The sequence below is a fragment of the Ruegeria sp. CL6 genome (assembly GCF_056536465.1).
Genome location: NZ_JBQFPR010000009.1, coordinates 17,589 through 33,541 on the forward strand (window position 1 = coordinate 17,589; position 15,953 = coordinate 33,541).

16 protein-coding genes are annotated in these 15,953 nt (G+C 59.5%); 4 read left to right on the top strand and 12 right to left on the bottom strand.

The annotated features are described in order from the left end of the window. Nucleotide 1: 1 nt before the first annotated feature. From ACR0LH_RS19185 to trpS, 8 genes are all read right to left on the bottom strand, one after another. On the bottom strand, nt 2-1,000 hold the full coding sequence (locus ACR0LH_RS19185; RefSeq protein ID WP_170414874.1) for a BMP family ABC transporter substrate-binding protein: 999 nt from the start codon (nt 998-1,000) through the stop codon (nt 2-4). A gap of 160 nt (nt 1,001-1,160) precedes the next feature. Further along, nucleotides 1,161-1,574: a GNAT family N-acetyltransferase gene (locus ACR0LH_RS19190; protein ID WP_480722114.1), complete on the bottom strand. Its 414-nt coding sequence runs from the start codon at nt 1,572-1,574 to the stop codon at nt 1,161-1,163. After that, on the bottom strand, nt 1,571-2,158 hold the full coding sequence (tsaB, locus tag ACR0LH_RS19195) for a tRNA (adenosine(37)-N6)-threonylcarbamoyltransferase complex dimerization subunit type 1 TsaB (protein ID WP_480722115.1): 588 nt from the start codon (nt 2,156-2,158) through the stop codon (nt 1,571-1,573). Before tsaB ends, ACR0LH_RS19190 begins: the two co-directional genes overlap by 4 nt. Then, nucleotides 2,148-2,711 carry a NifU family protein gene (locus tag ACR0LH_RS19200; RefSeq protein WP_170387558.1) on the bottom strand — a complete coding sequence of 188 codons (564 nt, stop codon included), beginning with the start codon at nt 2,709-2,711 and terminating at the stop codon, nt 2,148-2,150. The genes tsaB and ACR0LH_RS19200 overlap by 11 nt, the downstream gene beginning before the upstream one ends. A 69-nt stretch (nt 2,712-2,780) precedes the next feature. Further along, nucleotides 2,781-3,374: a DsbA family protein gene (locus ACR0LH_RS19205; RefSeq protein WP_480722116.1), complete on the bottom strand. Its 594-nt coding sequence runs from the start codon at nt 3,372-3,374 to the stop codon at nt 2,781-2,783. A 9-nt stretch (nt 3,375-3,383) separates the two neighbouring features. Then, nucleotides 3,384-3,839, bottom strand: coding sequence for a universal stress protein (locus ACR0LH_RS19210; protein WP_170387562.1), 456 nt, complete (start codon nt 3,837-3,839; stop codon nt 3,384-3,386). Nucleotides 3,840-3,898: 59 nt separating this feature from the next. Beyond that, nucleotides 3,899-4,762, bottom strand: coding sequence for a branched-chain amino acid aminotransferase (locus ACR0LH_RS19215; RefSeq protein WP_170387564.1), 864 nt, complete (start codon nt 4,760-4,762; stop codon nt 3,899-3,901). 58 nt (nt 4,763-4,820) lie between these two features. Then, a complete protein-coding gene (gene trpS, locus ACR0LH_RS19220; protein ID WP_170387566.1) occupies nt 4,821-5,849 on the bottom strand; it encodes a tryptophan--tRNA ligase in 1,029 nt (342 codons plus the stop codon). An 86-nt stretch (nt 5,850-5,935) separates the two neighbouring features. Here trpS and ACR0LH_RS19225 point away from each other — a divergent pair, with 86 nt between their 5' ends. Beyond that, the gene (locus ACR0LH_RS19225; RefSeq protein WP_480722117.1) at nt 5,936-6,622 is read left to right on the top strand and encodes a rhomboid family intramembrane serine protease; all 687 of its coding nucleotides are present in this window, start codon (nt 5,936-5,938) and stop codon (nt 6,620-6,622) included. Here ACR0LH_RS19225 and murJ read toward each other — a convergent pair whose 3' ends face one another. From murJ to ACR0LH_RS19240, 3 genes are read right to left on the bottom strand one after another with little or no spacing between them, the layout of a single operon-like run. Continuing rightward, nucleotides 6,623-8,164, bottom strand: coding sequence for a murein biosynthesis integral membrane protein MurJ (gene murJ, locus ACR0LH_RS19230; RefSeq protein ID WP_480722118.1), 1,542 nt, complete (start codon nt 8,162-8,164; stop codon nt 6,623-6,625). Beyond that, entirely contained in the window at nt 8,161-10,980 is a 2,820-nt protein-coding gene (locus tag ACR0LH_RS19235) for a [protein-PII] uridylyltransferase (RefSeq protein ID WP_480722119.1), read from the bottom strand. Before ACR0LH_RS19235 ends, murJ begins: the two co-directional genes overlap by 4 nt. Then, nucleotides 10,940-12,112 carry a penicillin-binding protein activator gene (locus ACR0LH_RS19240; protein WP_480722120.1) on the bottom strand — a complete coding sequence of 391 codons (1,173 nt, stop codon included), beginning with the start codon at nt 12,110-12,112 and terminating at the stop codon, nt 10,940-10,942. Before ACR0LH_RS19240 ends, ACR0LH_RS19235 begins: the two co-directional genes overlap by 41 nt. Before the next feature lie 88 nt (nt 12,113-12,200). Here ACR0LH_RS19240 and rsmI point away from each other — a divergent pair, with 88 nt between their 5' ends. The 3 genes from rsmI to gshB all read left to right on the top strand — a co-directional run bounded on the left by rsmI (nt 12,201) and on the right by gshB (nt 14,425). Further along, nucleotides 12,201-13,058: a 16S rRNA (cytidine(1402)-2'-O)-methyltransferase gene (rsmI, locus tag ACR0LH_RS19245; protein WP_480722122.1), complete on the top strand. Its 858-nt coding sequence runs from the start codon at nt 12,201-12,203 to the stop codon at nt 13,056-13,058. Between the two features lies 1 nt (nt 13,059). Next, a complete protein-coding gene (locus ACR0LH_RS19250) occupies nt 13,060-13,431 on the top strand; it encodes a YraN family protein (protein ID WP_480722124.1) in 372 nt (123 codons plus the stop codon). Nucleotides 13,432-13,492: 61 nt separating this feature from the next. After that, on the top strand, nt 13,493-14,425 hold the full coding sequence (gshB, locus tag ACR0LH_RS19255) for a glutathione synthase (RefSeq protein WP_480722126.1): 933 nt from the start codon (nt 13,493-13,495) through the stop codon (nt 14,423-14,425). Here gshB and ACR0LH_RS19260 read toward each other — a convergent pair. Further along, nucleotides 14,422-15,936 (bottom strand): YifB family Mg chelatase-like AAA ATPase, encoded by a 1,515-nt coding sequence (locus ACR0LH_RS19260; RefSeq protein ID WP_480722127.1) that lies wholly within the window; start codon nt 15,934-15,936, stop codon nt 14,422-14,424. The two genes, gshB and ACR0LH_RS19260, sit on opposite strands and share 4 nt — an antisense overlap. Between the last annotated feature and the right edge of the window lie 17 nt (nt 15,937-15,953).

Genomic DNA, 15,953 nt, shown 5'->3' on the forward strand with positions numbered 1-15,953 from the left:
ATCAGAACTGAAGTGCCGGGCAGCTATCGTTCTCGTAGTAGCTTACGACAGAGATGTCTCCGTCGATGATGCCTTTGCGCGCGTCTTCAACCGCGTCGGCCATCTGGGGCGAAACCAGTTCCTTGTTGTTGTCGTCCATCGCAACGCCGACACCATCTTCGGCCAGACCCATGGTGAACACGCCAGTTTCAACATCTTCGCCAGCGGTCATCGCGTCATAGACCGCAACGTCCACTCGTTTCAGCATCGAAGTCAGAACCTTGCCTGGGTGCAGGTGGTTCTGGTTGCTGTCCACGCCGATCGACAGGATGCCTTCGTCGGCGGCGGTCTGCAGAACACCAACGCCGGTGCCGCCTGCGGCCGCATAGATCACGTCAGCGCCCTGGCTGATCTGCGCCTTGGTCAGCTCGGAACCTTTTACGGGGTCGTTCCATGCGGCAGGGGTGGTGCCGGTCATGTTGGCGACAACTTCGATATCAGGGTTCACGGCCTTGGCGCCCTGGGCATACCCACAGCCAAAGTGACGGATCAGCGGGATGTCCATACCGCCAATGAACCCAACGGTGCCGGACTGAGACGCCATAGCCGCCATCATGCCAACCAGATACGAGCCCTCGTGCTCAGCAAAGCTGACCTGACGAATATTAGGTGCATCCAGCCAGTTTACGTCAACAGCGACGAATTTGGTGTCGGGATAGTCACCAGCAACAGCGGCAAGCGGGTCGGCCATCGCAAAGCCCATTGTGATGATCGGGTTCGCGCCTGCTTCGGCAAAGCGGCGCAATGCTTGTTCACGCTGCGCTTCGGACTGAAGCTCAATCTCGCGGTACGTGCCGCCGGTTTTGTCTGCCCAACGCTGCGCACCGTTATGCGCGGCTTCGTTGAACGACTTGTCGAACTTGCCACCCAGATCGAAGATCAAGGCCGGTTCAGCCAATGCAGCACCCGCAGTCAGCGCGACAGCAGCGGCGGCACCCATCAAGGATTTCATCAGGCTCATTTCATACTCCCGTTGGTTATTGTCGGTCGGAGCCATTGCAGCCCCGTTTACCCACTACAGAGCGAGCATAACTCTTGTGATGGAAGGAATTAAGGCCGTTTGCAATGGCCGGGGTCAACAGATTTTTGACCAGCTGGTCGAAGAAAATTGCGGCACGGCCTCAAGTCAGGTCGAATTCCATAACTGCGGCGTCAATTTTTCTGTTGTTTTCCTGCTGATAGTACCCTTTGCGCAGTCCACAATTGCAGTAGCCAATCTGTTGGTACAACGCGATGGCGGGATAGTTGTTCACGGCAACTTCCAAAAACGCGCGGGTTGCGCCCAATTTTTTGGCTTCTGCGTGCCACTCAGCCATTCGTTTTTTTGCCAGACCCTGTCTTTGCGCCGAAGGATGGGTCGCTATCGTAAGCAGCTCGGTCTCATCTGCGATGACTTGAAACAGGGCGAAAGATTGAGAGGTGCCAATGGCATGCGTAAATCGGTTGGACAGCAGGTCGGCAAATTCCGCAGCGGTCCAGGGGCGCGACTGCGTAAAGGAAGCAGCGTGCGTTTCTGCCAGCTCGTCCGGGGTCATTCGTCCAGCAGTATTGGCGGCCGGTCCTTGGATGGCGCGGCGTCAGCGGGCCGTACATAGAGCGGAGCGGGAGGCTCGGTCACACTCTGCCACCGTTGCGCCGCGATGCTGGCAATGGCGCGGGCCTGCGCATCTGGGTTGTCATTGAACACGAGCGGGCCGAGTGATTCTGCATATTCCATTGCAACCAGTTCAGGGTCTGCTCCGAGCAGCGAAATATAGACCTGTCCCCGAGGCGCGCGGATCGCGGGCAAGGCGCCCTCGTGAGATGTTGCCAACGCCTCAAGGCCTGACACACCAACAGCGGGAACACCAAGACCAAGCGCCAGTCCCCGCGCGGCAGAAACAGAGATGCGGATGCCGGTGAAGTTTCCAGGGCCGATCCCGACCCCAATAGCCGACAGGTCGCGCCAGGTGTGCCCTGCCTCGGTCAGAACTTCTTCAAGCATGGGCATCAGCCGTTCGGCCTGACCGCGTGACATGGTTTCGACACGCGAAGCGATGATCTGATCGCCCTGCAACAAAGCGGCCGCGCAATGCGCGGCCGATGTGTCAAATGCCAAAATGACCGGTTCAGACGGCAACGGGTCGAACCTCGGTCACTTCCGGGATGTAGTGGCGCAACAAGTTCTCGATTCCCATCTTGAGCGTCAGGGTTGATGACGGGCAGCCTGCGCACGCGCCCTGCATGTGCAGATAGACAACGCCCCGGTCAAAGCCGTGAAATGTGATGTCGCCACCATCCTGCGCAACCGCCGGACGCACGCGGCTGTCCAGCAAGTCCTTGATCTGATTTACGACTTCTGCGTCTTCACCTGTATGCTCGGCATGGCCAGATTCTGTCTTGGCATCCGCGCCCATAACCGGCTGCCCGGACTGGTAGTGCTCCATCACGGCGCCCAGAATTGCGGGTTTGATGTGATCCCACTGGATATCGTCCGATTTGGTCACCGTCACGAAATCGTTGCCGAAAAATACACCGGTTACGCCGTTTACACCGAATATCCGGCTCGCCAGAGGCGATTTTTCTGCCGCTTCCGCAGTTGGAAAGTCCGCAGTTCCCATTTCCAGCACGGTTTGGCCGGGCAGGAACTTCAGCGTTGCAGGGTTCGGCGTGGATTCGGTCTGGATGAACATGGCGCAGCTCCGTTTCAGTTGTCTCTGATATGCGGGTCTGCGACCGGGAAGTCAAGATTTGGAACGGTTCTAAATTGCCGACGCCAGTTTGATCGCATCTTCAAGCCGGTCGTCCCCCCAGAACAGCTCATCGCCCACCAAAAAGCTAGGAGCGCCAAATAGCCCATTGTCCTGCGCCGCTTTGGTCTGTGTCTTAAGCGCGGCCTTGACCAAAGGGTCCTGCGTCTTGGCAAGTAAATCCTGCGGCAATCCTGTTTCAGAAAGGCATGCTTGCAAAACAGTGTCGTCCGCGATGTTTTGCCCGTTTGCGAACTCTGCTGAATAAACCGCGCGGCTGAATGCGGCCCTTTGTGCGTAATCGTCAATAGCCAACGCCAGCCGAGCCGCTTTCAGGCCGTTCTGTGGAAACGGATCGGGTCTTTGGAAGGGCAAGTTCCGCTGCGCAGTCAATCGTTCCATGTCACGCCACATGTAACGACCTTTGGCCGGATAGACATTAAACGGAGAGTCGTTCCATCCCTGGGCCACGAAAATCGGCCCAAGCAAAAAGGGCTGCCATTCGACGGAAACCCCGTGTCGGCTCGCAATTTCTTCAATGCGCATCGCGCTGAGATAAGAATAGGTCGAGGCGAACTCGAACCAGAACTGGACACTGCGCGGCATGGCCGTTCCTCAGGTGATTTCTTCCAGCTTTTCCTTGCTCAGATCACCGGGAACAATCGTGATCGGAATGGGCAGGCTGCCCGAATTCTTGGTGAGCTGAGTCACCAACGGCCCGGGACCTTTCTTTTCGACCCCAGCACCCAGCACCAGCACGCCGATCTCAGGGTCGGACTGTACGTGTTCTATGATCTGCGCCACCGGTTCGCCTTCGCGAATGGCCAGTTCCGGGTCGACGCCCTGTTTGTCGCGCATCCACTTGGCGAAAACCTCGTAATGGGCGTGAATGCGTTCCCGCGCTTCTTCGCGCATCACCTCGGCCACGCCGATCCAGTGGTTAAACTCATCGGGCGGGATCACCGACAGGATCGTCACGCCGCCGCCGGTATGGGCAGCACGCATCGCCGCAAAACGCATGGCGTTCAGGCATTCGCGGCTATCATCCAGTACGACCAGGAACTTACGCATGGGTGTCCTCACTTATTTGAGCGATCATGCCCGACCAGATGCGTGCTGGCAACCGAAGCCTAACGCGTGCTGGCCGCCCAATCCCAATACAGCTCGCGCGCGCGCCGGGCGATGGGCCCGACCTGATATTGCGTGTCCTCCAGCGCCGTGACCGGAGTAATCTTGCTCATGTTGCCGGTCATAAAGACCTCATCGGCCTTATGGAAATCATCAAAGGTCAGGACGGATTCGTGCACGGTCACGCCGTCGGCGCGTAGGTTTTCGATGTGGCGCGCACGCGTGATCCCGGCAAGGAAGGTGCCGTTGGGGGTGGGGGTAAAGACCTCGCCATCACGGACCATGAAGATATTGGCAGTGGCGGTTTCAGCCACATGCCCAAGCGCATCAGCCACCAGAGCATTTGCAAAGCCCTTTGACCGGACCTCTTGCAGCATCCGCGCATTGTTGGGGTAAAGACAGCCCGCCTTGGCGTTCACCACTGCCGATTCCAGTACCGGACGGCGAAAGCGCGTATATCCCAGCGTGGCCGAGGCCGTCTCGGGCGCCATCGGAATTTCTTCCAGGCAGATGGCAAAGCCGGTGCTGTTTTCCTGCGGCACAATCGCGGTCGCGTCCCCGTCGATGCCCCAATACATCGGGCGGATATAGACGGCAGAGTCGGGCGCATAGCTTTCAAGACCCTCGCGCACGATTTCGACCATCTGGTCTGTGGTCACCGTCGGCGTCAACATCAACGCCTCGGCCGAGCGGTTCACGCGGGCGCAATGCGCCTTTAGGTCGGGTGCCAGCCCATCGAAGTACCGCGCCCCGTCAAAGACAGACGACCCCAGCCACGCACCATGATCAGCCGCGCGCATGATCGGCGCATCCCCGTCATGCCATTGACCTTCAAAATAGGTGCGGATGTTTTTGCCGACTGCCATGACGCCCTCCTAAGTTTTGCGCAAACCTAGGAAGACGTAGCGGCAACGTCCAGCGCAATCAGCCCTGTTTTGCGCCGACCATGCCCACGATGTCGTAGGTCTGTTGCAGGATCGGGGCCGCAATCGCGCGTGCTTTTTCGGCACCATTGGCCAGTATCCGATCAATCTCGGCCTCTTCACCCATCAGACGCGCCATCTCGGACGAGATCGGGGCCAGCTTCGATACGGCCAACTCCGCCAGCATCGGTTTGAACTCGCCAAACTGTTTGCCACCCACTTCGGCCAGCACTTGCTCGGCCGTCTGGTCGCTGAGCGCGGCGTAGATATTCACCAGATTGCGCGCCTCGGGACGTTCCGACAGTCCGTCAACTTCCGAGGGCAGGGCATCCGGGTCCGTCTTGGCCTTGCGGATTTTCTTGGCAATGGCGTCGGCGTCATCGGTCATGTTGATCCGGGTCATGTCCGACGGGTCCGACGACGACATCTTGCGCGACCCGTCCCGCAGGTTCATCACGCGCGGCGCTGGGCCGCCGATGACAGGCTCGGTTACCGGAAAGAATTCAACGCCGTAATCGTGATTGAACTTGATCGCGATGTCGCGGGTCAGTTCCAGATGCTGTTTCTGATCCTCGCCCACAGGCACATGCGTCGCGTGATAGGTCAAAATATCCGCCGCCATCAGCGCTGGGTATGCGAACAAGCCAAGCGAGGCGTTTTGTGCATTCTTGCCCGCCTTGTCCTTGAACTGCGTCATCCGCTGCATCCAGCCAATTCGGGCGATACAGTTGAAAATCCACGCCAGTTGCGTGTGCTCGGGCACCTGGCTTTGGTTGAACAGGATGGATTTCTCGGGGTCCAGCCCGGCGGCGATAAAGCCTGCGCAAACCTCGCGGGTTTTTTCACGCAGACGGGCGGGGTCTTGCCAGACGGTGATCGCATGCAGGTCGACCATGCAATAGATGGTCTCGTAATCCTCGCCCTGCATATCCACAAAACGCTTGAGCGCACCCAGGTAATTACCAAGGTGCAGGTTTCCCGAAGGCTGGATGCCGGAAAACACGCGCGGCGTGAATTGGGTTTCGGTCATCGAAGGGAACTCCCGTCTGGAAAAATCAGCCCCCGTCGCTTACCCATGAGGCCAAGGGACGTCAACAGCCGCGAAAGGCCAGCCCAATGAGCAGTGAGCATTATACACCTGCCGTGAACCCTCTGCCGCCCGTTGTGGTGGCGTTGGTTCTGTTCATCTTCGGGATCGAGCTGATCTTCACGTTGGGCGCACGCGGGCTGGTCGGAGGGCCAACTGCAGTCGGTTGGCGGCTGGACGCGCTACAGCAGTATTCGTTTTCGCCGGACATCTTTGATTGGATGGTTGAGAATGGCCGGTGGCCATTTGAACACCTTATCCGTTTTGTGACTTATCCGTTCGTGTCGGACTATTTCACGCGGGCCGTGTTTGTTTGTGTCTTTGTGCTGGCCATGGGCAAGATGGTGGCCGAAGTGTTTGGCGGCCTGCAGATGCTGGTGATCTTTGTGCTGTCCGGCATCGGCGGCGCGTTGATCTATGCATTGCCACTTGATCCGCAATACCCGCTGGTCGGAGGTTTCCCTCCGGTCTACGGCCTGATCGGAGCGTTCACGTGGATTTTGTGGCGACGGCTGTCGCTGGTCGGAGAGAACCAGTCGCGCGCCTTCAGCCTGATTGCGGTCTTGATGGGCATCCAGTTGCTGTTTGGCCTTCTGTTTGGCGGGACGCTGGATTGGGTCGCTGATCTGGGTGGGTTTGCCACCGGTTTTGGCCTGTCGTTCTTTCTGGCTCCGGGCGGCTGGGCGCGGATTGTGGGCCGTATCCGCCGGGATTGATCACGACCGGCGCAAAGCCGTCTTGAACTCTGACACCTTGAAGGCGCCCATCAGGTGGCCAAGAAGGAAATATGTGACGGCGGCAACCAAGATCAGCAGCATCAACGCAAGATACCGCCAACCGGGTACGTGGAACGCCCAGCCGAACAGGTGAATGGCGGCGATAAGAACAACGCCCATCCCGGCAGACGCCGCCATGATGCGCCACGCGCGATGTTTGAAGCGGTCGTCAAACCGGGCTTCTTCCCCCATGCGCCGTGCCCCGATGATCAGCAGCCCGACCATGGCCCAGCCTGCGGCCGAGGCCGCGATCGCAGGCGCAATCCATCCCACCACCGGATACAGCCCAAAGGCCAGCCCAGCGTTGATGATCATGGCGACCACCGCATAGTGGAAGGGTGACCGGGTATCCTCGCGCGCAAAGAACAAGGGTTGCAGCAGCTTTTGCAGCATGAAGGCGGGCAATCCAATTCCGTAAATCGCGACAGCAAGCGCCGTTGCTGCCGTGTCCTCGGCGCTGAACTGCCCCCGTTCAAACAGGACCGAGACCAACGGGTTCGGAATGATCACAAAGGCCACGGTCGAAGGGATCGTCAGCAGCAGCGTAAACTCTCCTGCGCGCGAAAACGCGTTACGCGCGCCGTCCTTGTCGTCGGCGCGCAGGCGTCGCGACAGGTCAGGCAGCAGGACAATGCCAACAGCGATGCCGACAACACCCAGGGGCAGTTGGTACAGGCGATCGGCTGCAAACAGCCAGCTAACGGCCTTTTCTGTCTTGGACGCCACAAGCTGGCCCACCACAAGATTGACCTGCGTCACCCCCATAGCGAGCGCTGCGGGAACCGCGATGCGCACCATGCGCCGCATCTCGGGACTGAGCTTGGGCAGGCCGGGGCGAATGCGGATCCCGGCACGCTCGGTCGCGACCCAGACCAACGCGAGTTGCGCGATACCGGCCAGCGGGATTACGGAGATCAGCCATCGGATCACTTCCCCGCCGGATATGGCCCCCGCGATCAGAGCGGTACAGGCAAAGACATTTAGAAGAACCGGCGCGGCCGCCGCAGCCGCAAACCGGCCGGTGGCGTTCAGAACGCCCGAAAACAACGCGGCCAGCGACATGAACAGGATGTACGGGAACACGACATAGCCGTAGTCGACTGCCAGATCGAACCGCTCATCCCCATAGAACCCCTCGGCCGTGACCCAGACCAGAGCAGGCATGAAAACCATGGCAAGCCCGACCAGTGCCAGCACCGCAACAGCCAGCAGGTTGAAGGCGTCCTGCGCAAAGCCCTGCGCGTCCTCGTCGCCTTCCAGCCGTTTCGAGAACATCGGCACAAAAGCTGCGTTGAACGCACCCTCGGCGAAAAAGCGGCGGAACATGTTTGGCAGGCGAAAGGCGGCGACAAACGCGTCCATCACCGGCCCCGGCCCGATATAGGCCGTGAGCAGAATTTCACGCAGGAACCCCAGTATCCGGCTGGCCAGAGTCCAGAACCCGACCGTGAACAGGCCCGAAAACAGCCGGATCTGCTTCATGAGGCAGCGCGCTCGGCGCCCTCGGTAATGGCTTTGCGCAGCTTGGCCTCTAGCGTGCGCTGCTTGCCTTCCGAGTGGTATTTCAGCCCGAACATGTCTTTGACATAGAAGGTATCGACCACCTGCTCGCCATAGGTCGCGATCACGGCATTTGCCACATAAACATTGGCGGCGGCCAGTGTGCGGGCCAGATCATACAGCAGGCCGGGGCGGTCGCGGGTATCAACTTCGATGATGGTGTAAATCTCGGACCCGTCATTGTCGAAGATGATATGAGTGGGCACGTTGAACGCGCGTTCACGCTTTTTGATCTTGTCGCGGGTTTTCAGGGCATCCCTTGCGACCACTTCACCCTTGAGCGTTTTGTGGATCATCTGCGTCAGGCGCGGCAATCGGCTGGCCTCGAACGGGCGGCCATCAGAATCCTGAATCCAGAATGCATCAGTGACGTACCCGTCCTTGGTGGTATAGCTGCGGGCATCCACCACGTTGGCCCCGACCAGAGCCAGTGCCCCAGCGATGCGCGCAAAGATGCCGGGGTGGTCGCCCATGGCAAAGCACGCGCGGGTCGCGTCACGGTCCTCGTCCGGGTGTAGACGGATTTCCATTCCTCCCGGATCGCCGCTGCGGTCCAGCTCGAGCAACATCTCTGCAAACTCGACATGGGTCGACAGGTTCAGACCTTGCCAATAGGGGTCATAGTGGCGGGCGGTTTCCGTTTTCAGATCGGTCTTGGACCAATCGGCCAATTCCGTGCGCAACGCTTTTTTGGCCCCGGCCCCGCGATTGGCACGGTTGAGGTCTTCCATCCCGGTCTCAAGTGCGCGCTTTGTTTCGGCATGAAGGGCGCGCAGCAGGGTGGCTTTCCAGTTGTTCCACGTGTGCGGGCCAACGCCGCGAATATCGCAAACGGTCAAAACCGTAAGCAGGTCCAGCCGCTTGACCGTCTTCACGGCCTTGGCGAAATCGCGGACCGTGCGCGGGTCAGAAATATCGCGTTTCTGGGCCATGTCCGACATCAAAAGGTGATACCGGACAAGCCATTCGACCGTTTCCGAGTCCTTTTTGTTCAGTCCCAATCGCGGTGCAACCTTACGAGCGATCTGCGCCCCCAGAATCGAGTGATCCTCTGGCCGGCCCTTGGCGATGTCGTGCAACAGCAGTGCGACGTACAGCACCTTGCGGTTCACTCCGCCCTTCAGGATCGACGAGGCCAAAGGCAGCGATTCCACCAATTCACCGCGTTCGATCTGTGCCAGATTGACGATGCACTGGATGGTATGCTCGTCCACCGTATAGCTGTGATACATATTGAACTGCATCATTGCCACGATGTGCTCGAACTCGGGCAGGAAGGCGGACAGGACGCCCAATTCGTTCATGCGTCGCAAGGCCCGTTCCGGGTTGCCATGTTTCAGCATCAGGTCGAGGAAAATGCGCTGTGCTTCCTTGTTCTCGCGCATGTCCTCATCGATCAGATGCAGGTTGGCGCTGACCAGTCGCATCGCGTCAGGGTGGATCAGCATTCCGGTGCGCAACCCTTCTTCATACAGGCGCAACAGGTTCAGCTTGTCCGACAAAAACGTGTTGGCGTCAGCAACATCCAGCCTGCCGTGAACGACCCTGTAGCCGGGTTTGACGCGGGGGCGCCTGCGAAAGATGCGCTCGAGCAGGGCAGCGCCTTTCATGTGCGAGGCTTCCAGCTTGGTCAGGAAAATGCGAGTCAACTCACCCACGCGCGTGGCTTCGCGGAAATAGCGCTGCATGAATACTTCAACCGCACGGCGACCGGCGCGGTCCTCATAGCCCATGCGCTCGGCGACCTCGACCTGCAGGTCGAAAGTTAGCTGTTCGGTTGCCCGGCCTGTCACCAAATGCAGGTGGGACCGAACGGCCCAAAGGAATTCTTCCGCCTGCGCGAAGGTTTTGAATTCTTCGTCAGTGATCAATCCCAACGGCGCAAAGTGGTCGAAATCCTGCACGTCATACACATACTTCGCGATCCAATAGAGCGACTGCAGGTCGCGCAAGCCGCCTTTGCCTTCTTTGACGTTGGGCTCGACCATATAGCGCTGGCCTTGCTTTTTGTGCCGCTCGTCGCGTTCCTGCAGCTTGGCTTCGATGAACTGACGCTCGCTGCCCTTGAACAAGTCTTCGCGCAGGCGCTTTTTCAGTTCTTCGCCCAAGGCAGAGTCACCGGCCAGATACCGTTGCTCCAACATGGCTGTGCGAATGGTGAAATCCTCGGCGCCCAGCCGCAGGCAGTCCTTGATCGTGCGCGAGGAATGTCCGACCTTCAGCCGCAAATCCCACAGGATGTAGAGCATGGACTCAATCACGCTCTCGGCCCATGCGGTGATTTTGTAGGGCGTCAGGAACAACAGGTCGACATCGGACGCAGGTGCCATTTCTCCACGACCGTACCCGCCGACCGCAAGAACCGAGATCTTTTCGCTCTTGGTTGGCGTGGCAAGTGGATGCAGATCCTGGCTGGCGACCTGCATCGCGGTGCAGACCAGGCCGTCGGTCAGATATGTATATGATCGCGTCAACGGTCTGGCATCGAAGGGGCGCCGCGCAAAGGCATCGGCTATGGCCTGACGCCCTGATTTCTGGGCATCACGAAGAATTCGCACGGTTTCGCTGCGCCGTGCGGTATTGTCCGAGGTCTTGTCAAAGGCTTCCGACAGCTGCGCCATGACATTGGCGCTGTCGAAAATTTCTTCAGCCGGGCAAATCAGCTCGCCACGCGGGACGAGGGTCAGGGCCGGTCGGTCAGAAACCGGCGCCAGAGAAGCTTTGTGGGGCAGGGTCAATCACTACTACCTGTTTATTCTGGATCGTGGCGACAGCCAGACCTCGTTCATTCGTACCGTTCGAGCGCAGGCGGAAGATCCCGCCGACGCCCTGGAATCCGGCATTCTGTGTAAGCGCTGACGCCGTCAACGCATCCGATTTGCCTTGGCTGACCAAAGCGGCAATGGCCGCGATACCGTCATAGGCAAGGCCGCTGATCGGATGGGGGGCTTCACCATAGGTGTTGTTGTAGCGCTGGCGATAGGCTTGCGCCTTGGACGGGTCGGGCAGGGCGAACCAGCCTCCTTGCACGCCCGGCAATTCCAGCGTTTGGGACGGGATATCCCAGCGTGTCAGGCCAATGAACTGCGTGGTTGCAGGTGAAATGCCTGCCTCGGGCAGCAATTGCGAGTACAGCGGCAGTGCCCCCGCAGTGGTCGCGGTCAGAAAGATCGAATCAGCGCCTGCTGCATCCACAGTAGCCTTGATCGTGGGCACCGAGTTGATGACACCCTGCTGCGAGCGGTCATAGGCGACCGTACCGGCGTTGTTCACGCGGCTGCTGCTCAGCGCGTTTGCGATCGCGGATTGCCCAAGCTGCCCGGCAGCATCCGTGCTGTGAACAATCACGGTGCTGGTTTTGCCCTGAGACCCGGCAAAATTGACCAGCCTGTTGGCCGTGTTGTCAAAAGTCGGCCCAAGCACAAATACATTCCCACCCGCGATGCTGGTGTTGTTCGAGAATGACAGCACGTTGACGTTGTTGCTCAACACGGCAAGACCGGCGGAATTTGCCGCCTGCGCGTAAACGGGGCCAAGGATGATTTTCGCCCCGTCTGCAACGGCGCGCTGGGCGACCTCGGCGGCGGTGTTGGAGCTGCCTTGCGTGTCATAGACCCGCAGATCAATGGTCACGTTTTGCAGGTCGGCCATTGCAAGGCGTGCGGCGTTTTCAAGGCTGCGCGCCAAGGCTGCATCACCAGACTGAGGCGAACCTGCGGGCACCAGAAGGGCGACGGGAACGGGCGCGGATGTATTGATTGATGGACCACCGCCCAGGTTGCCTGGTTCACAGGCGGCCACAAACGCTGCGGTTGCCAATACGACGGCTGATTTCGCCAGTTTGCGAACGGGCTTGCAAACGATAAACATCTAAATGAAAACTCCCTGTCCCGGCGGCTTGGGGTACCGCAAGTCTGTTGGGTCGCGATAATAAACGTCACGCTGTGAGGGTCCAGCTTTGAATCATCAAAAAGTCAGATTGGGCGCGGGCCTGTATTTTGTTGCCACTCCGATCGGAACGGCGCGCGATATTACGCTCAGGGCGTTGGACCTGCTGGCCTCGGCTGACATGATCGCGGCCGAGGATACCCGCAGTCTGCGGCGCCTGATGGAAATCCACGGAGTTCCCTTGGACGGGCGGCGCATCCTGGCCTATCACGATCACAGCGGCGCAGGTGCCCGTGGCAAGATACTGGATGCGTTGCAGGATGGTCAGTCGGTGGTTTACGCGTCCGAGGCCGGGATGCCGCTGATCGCCGATCCGGGCTATGACCTGGGAAAACAGGCGGCCGAGGCAGGCCACATGGTGACCTGCGCTCCGGGGCCATCGGCTGCGTTGATGGCCCTGACCCTTGCAGGCTTGCCAACAGATGCGTTCTTTTTTGCGGGATTTCTGCCGAATGCGTCGGGGGCGCGTCGGACTCGGATCGAAGCGTTGAGGGATGTGCCCGGAACGCTTGTATTCTACGAATCGCCTAAACGCGTGGCCGCGTGTCTGGCGGATCTGGCCGATGTTCTAGGGGGGGACAGGCAGGCCGCAATGTGCCGCGAGCTAACCAAGAAGTTCGAGGAGGTTCGACGCGGCACGCTGGGTGCGCTTTCGGCCGAGATCGCCGGGCAAACCGTCAAAGGCGAAATCGTTCTGCTGGTGGATCGCAGCCATTCGGAAACTGTTAACGAATCTGACGTAGAAGAGGCATTGAAACGTGCCTTGGAGACACATTCGGTGCGCGATGCTGCCGACCTTGTATCTGAAATGTACAAGCTGCCGCGCCGACCGATCTACCAGAAGGCATTGAAGCTGGGAAAGGGATGAAATGTCCAGGCGATCCATGCAAAGCTCTGTGTCTTTTCATGCGGGGCAGGCTGCGGAGCTACGGGTGGCCTCAGATTATGAGCGCCGCGGATTTACCATCCTGCATCGCAGGTGGAGAGGTGCAGGTGGTGAGATCGACTTGATCGCCAGAGATGCCGAAGGGCTGGTTTTTGTCGAGGTCAAGAAAAGCCAAACCTTCGATATGGCCGCAGCACGGATCAACCGCCGTCAAATGAACCGCATATGCGCGTCGGCCGCGCAATATCTTGAAAATGAACCGGGTGGGCAACTCACCAACGTTCGGTTCGGCGCGGCGCTGGTGGACGCTTTGGGCGCGGTTCAAATCATCGAAAACGCATTTGATCAGGCGTGATGCCCATTGCACCCTTGGCCGCGCTGGGCCATGTATCTGGCGTGAAGCTTAGGGACATGCCATGAAAATCGCCTTTCAGATGGACCCGATCGGGGCCGTGGATATCAATGCCGACAGTTCCTTCCGCCTTGCGGAAGAGGCGCAGAAGCGCGGCCATTCCCTGTTTTTCTACGGGCCTGACCAACTGGCCTATCAGGAAGGTCGCATAACGGCGCGTGGTCATGGCATGACGGTGCAGCGCATTGCCGGCAACCCGGCCGAGCTTGGGCCCGAGCGTGAGGTTGATCTGGCCGAGTTTGACGTTGTCTGGCTGCGACAGGACCCACCGTTCGACATGCACTATATCACGTCGACGCATTTGCTGGATCGCCTCAAAGGGCAGACATTGGTGGTCAATGATCCGTTCTGGGTGCGGAACTATCCCGAAAAGCTGCTGGTACTGGATTTCCCGGACCTGACCCCGCCCACGACCATCGCGCGCGACTTGCAGACCATCAAGGCGTTCAAGGAAAAGCACGGCGATATCATCCTCAAGCCGCTTTACGGAAACGGCGGCGCGGGCGTGTTCCGGCTGGATGCGAATGACCGCAACCTGACCTCGCTGCATGAGCTGTTCACAGGGTTTTCGCGTGAGCCGCTGATCGTGCAGAAGTTCCTGCCTGACGTCAGCAACGGTGACAAGCGCGTCATTTTGGTGGATGGAGAGCCAGTTGGCGCGATCAACCGTGTTCCGGCGGCAGGCGAGACACGGTCAAACATGCATGTCGGCGGTCGGCCTGAAAAGATCGGCCTGTCCGAACGCGATCTTGAGATTTGCGCCGCGATTGGCCCGTTGCTGAAGGAAAAAGGCCAGATTTTTGTCGGGATCGACGTGATCGGCGACTACCTGACCGAGATCAACGTGACCTCACCCACCGGCATTCAGGAGTTGGAGCGGTTTGACGGCGTCAACATCGCTGAAAAAATCTGGCAGGCGATTGAGGCCAAGGTCTAAGACGCGGCCTTGGCGCTGATGCGGAAACTCAACGCTTCGGCAACGTGAGGGCGGCGGACATCAGGCGCGCCTTCCAGATCGGCTATCGTGCGCGCCACCCGCAAGATACGGTGAAAGGCGCGTGCGGACAGGCCAAACCGCTCGGCCGCCTTTAGCAACAAGTCTTTGCCCTCGGCGTCTGGTGCTGCGATCTCTTCCAGAAGTTTACCTTCGGCGTCGGCGTTTTGATGCACCGAAGGGGTGTTGCCATATCTCTCGGCCTGAACTTGCCGAGCTTGCTCGACTCTTGCGGCGACAGTGGTGGAGCTGTCTCCGGAGGGCGGTAGATCAAGATCGGTGAAACCGACCGGAGGCACCTCGATCCGCAAGTCGAACCGGTCCATCAAAGGGCCGGAAATGCGGCCCAGGTAGTCCTCGCCACAGACAGGCGCGCGCGAGCAGGCTCGGGCCGGATCCGTCAAATACCCGCATTTGCAAGGGTTCGCGGCAGCGGCCAGCATGAATCGGCACGGATATTTCACATGGGCGTTTGCCCGTGCGACCATGACCTCGCCGCTTTCGATAGGCTGCCTCAAGGTTTCAAGAACGGTGCGCGGAAATTCAGGGAACTCGTCCATGAACAGTACGCCGTTGTGAGCAAGAGAAATTTCCCCCGGCTTAGCCCCTTTTCCGCCGCCAACGATTGCAGCCATCGATGCTGTGTGGTGCGGTTCGCGAAAGGGGCGCGTGCGGCTGATCCCGCCTTCGTCAAGCAGCCCACACAGAGATTGGACCATCGACGTTTCAAGCGCCTCGATCGGTGTGAGCGGAGGCAGGATGCTTGGTAAACGAGCAGCCATCATGGATTTGCCTGACCCTGGCGTGCCAATCATGATCAGGTGGTGCCGCCCGGCTGCTGCAATCTCCAGTGCGCGTTTGGCTCGTTCCTGCCCTTTTACATCGCGCAGGTCGCGCGCGTTGGGCTCTAGGGTCACTTCTCCGGGCTTGGCGGCAGGTAACGGAGCCTGGCCCGAGAAATGACGAACGACGTCTCCCAAGGATTCGGCTCCGATAACCTGTGTCGCGTCCACCCATGCGGCTTCGGCGCTTGAGGACCGGGGGCAGAGCAGAATACGATCTTCCGCTGCGGCGGTCATCGCTGCGGGCAGGGCACCAACAACGGGTACAAGCGAGCCATCCAGGGACAGTTCACCCAGCGAAACCGCGCCTCCGGCGGCGTCGGGTGGGATGATCTCTAGGGCGGTCAGAAGTGCGACCGCAATGGGCAGGTCGAAATGGCTGCCTTCTTTGGGCAGGTCGGCGGGCGATAGGTTGATGGTGATGCGTTTAGACGGCAGCGCGATGGCCATGGAACTCAGGGCGCTGCGCACACGGTCGCGGGCTTCGGACACAGCTTTGTCCGGCAGCCCGACGATGGAAAAGGCGGGAAGCCCTGGCGAGACGGCGCATTGCACCTCAACAGGGCGGGCGTCGACCCCTTGGAAAGCGACAGTGTGGGCTCGGGCAACCATAGGCGACCTTTTTGGTT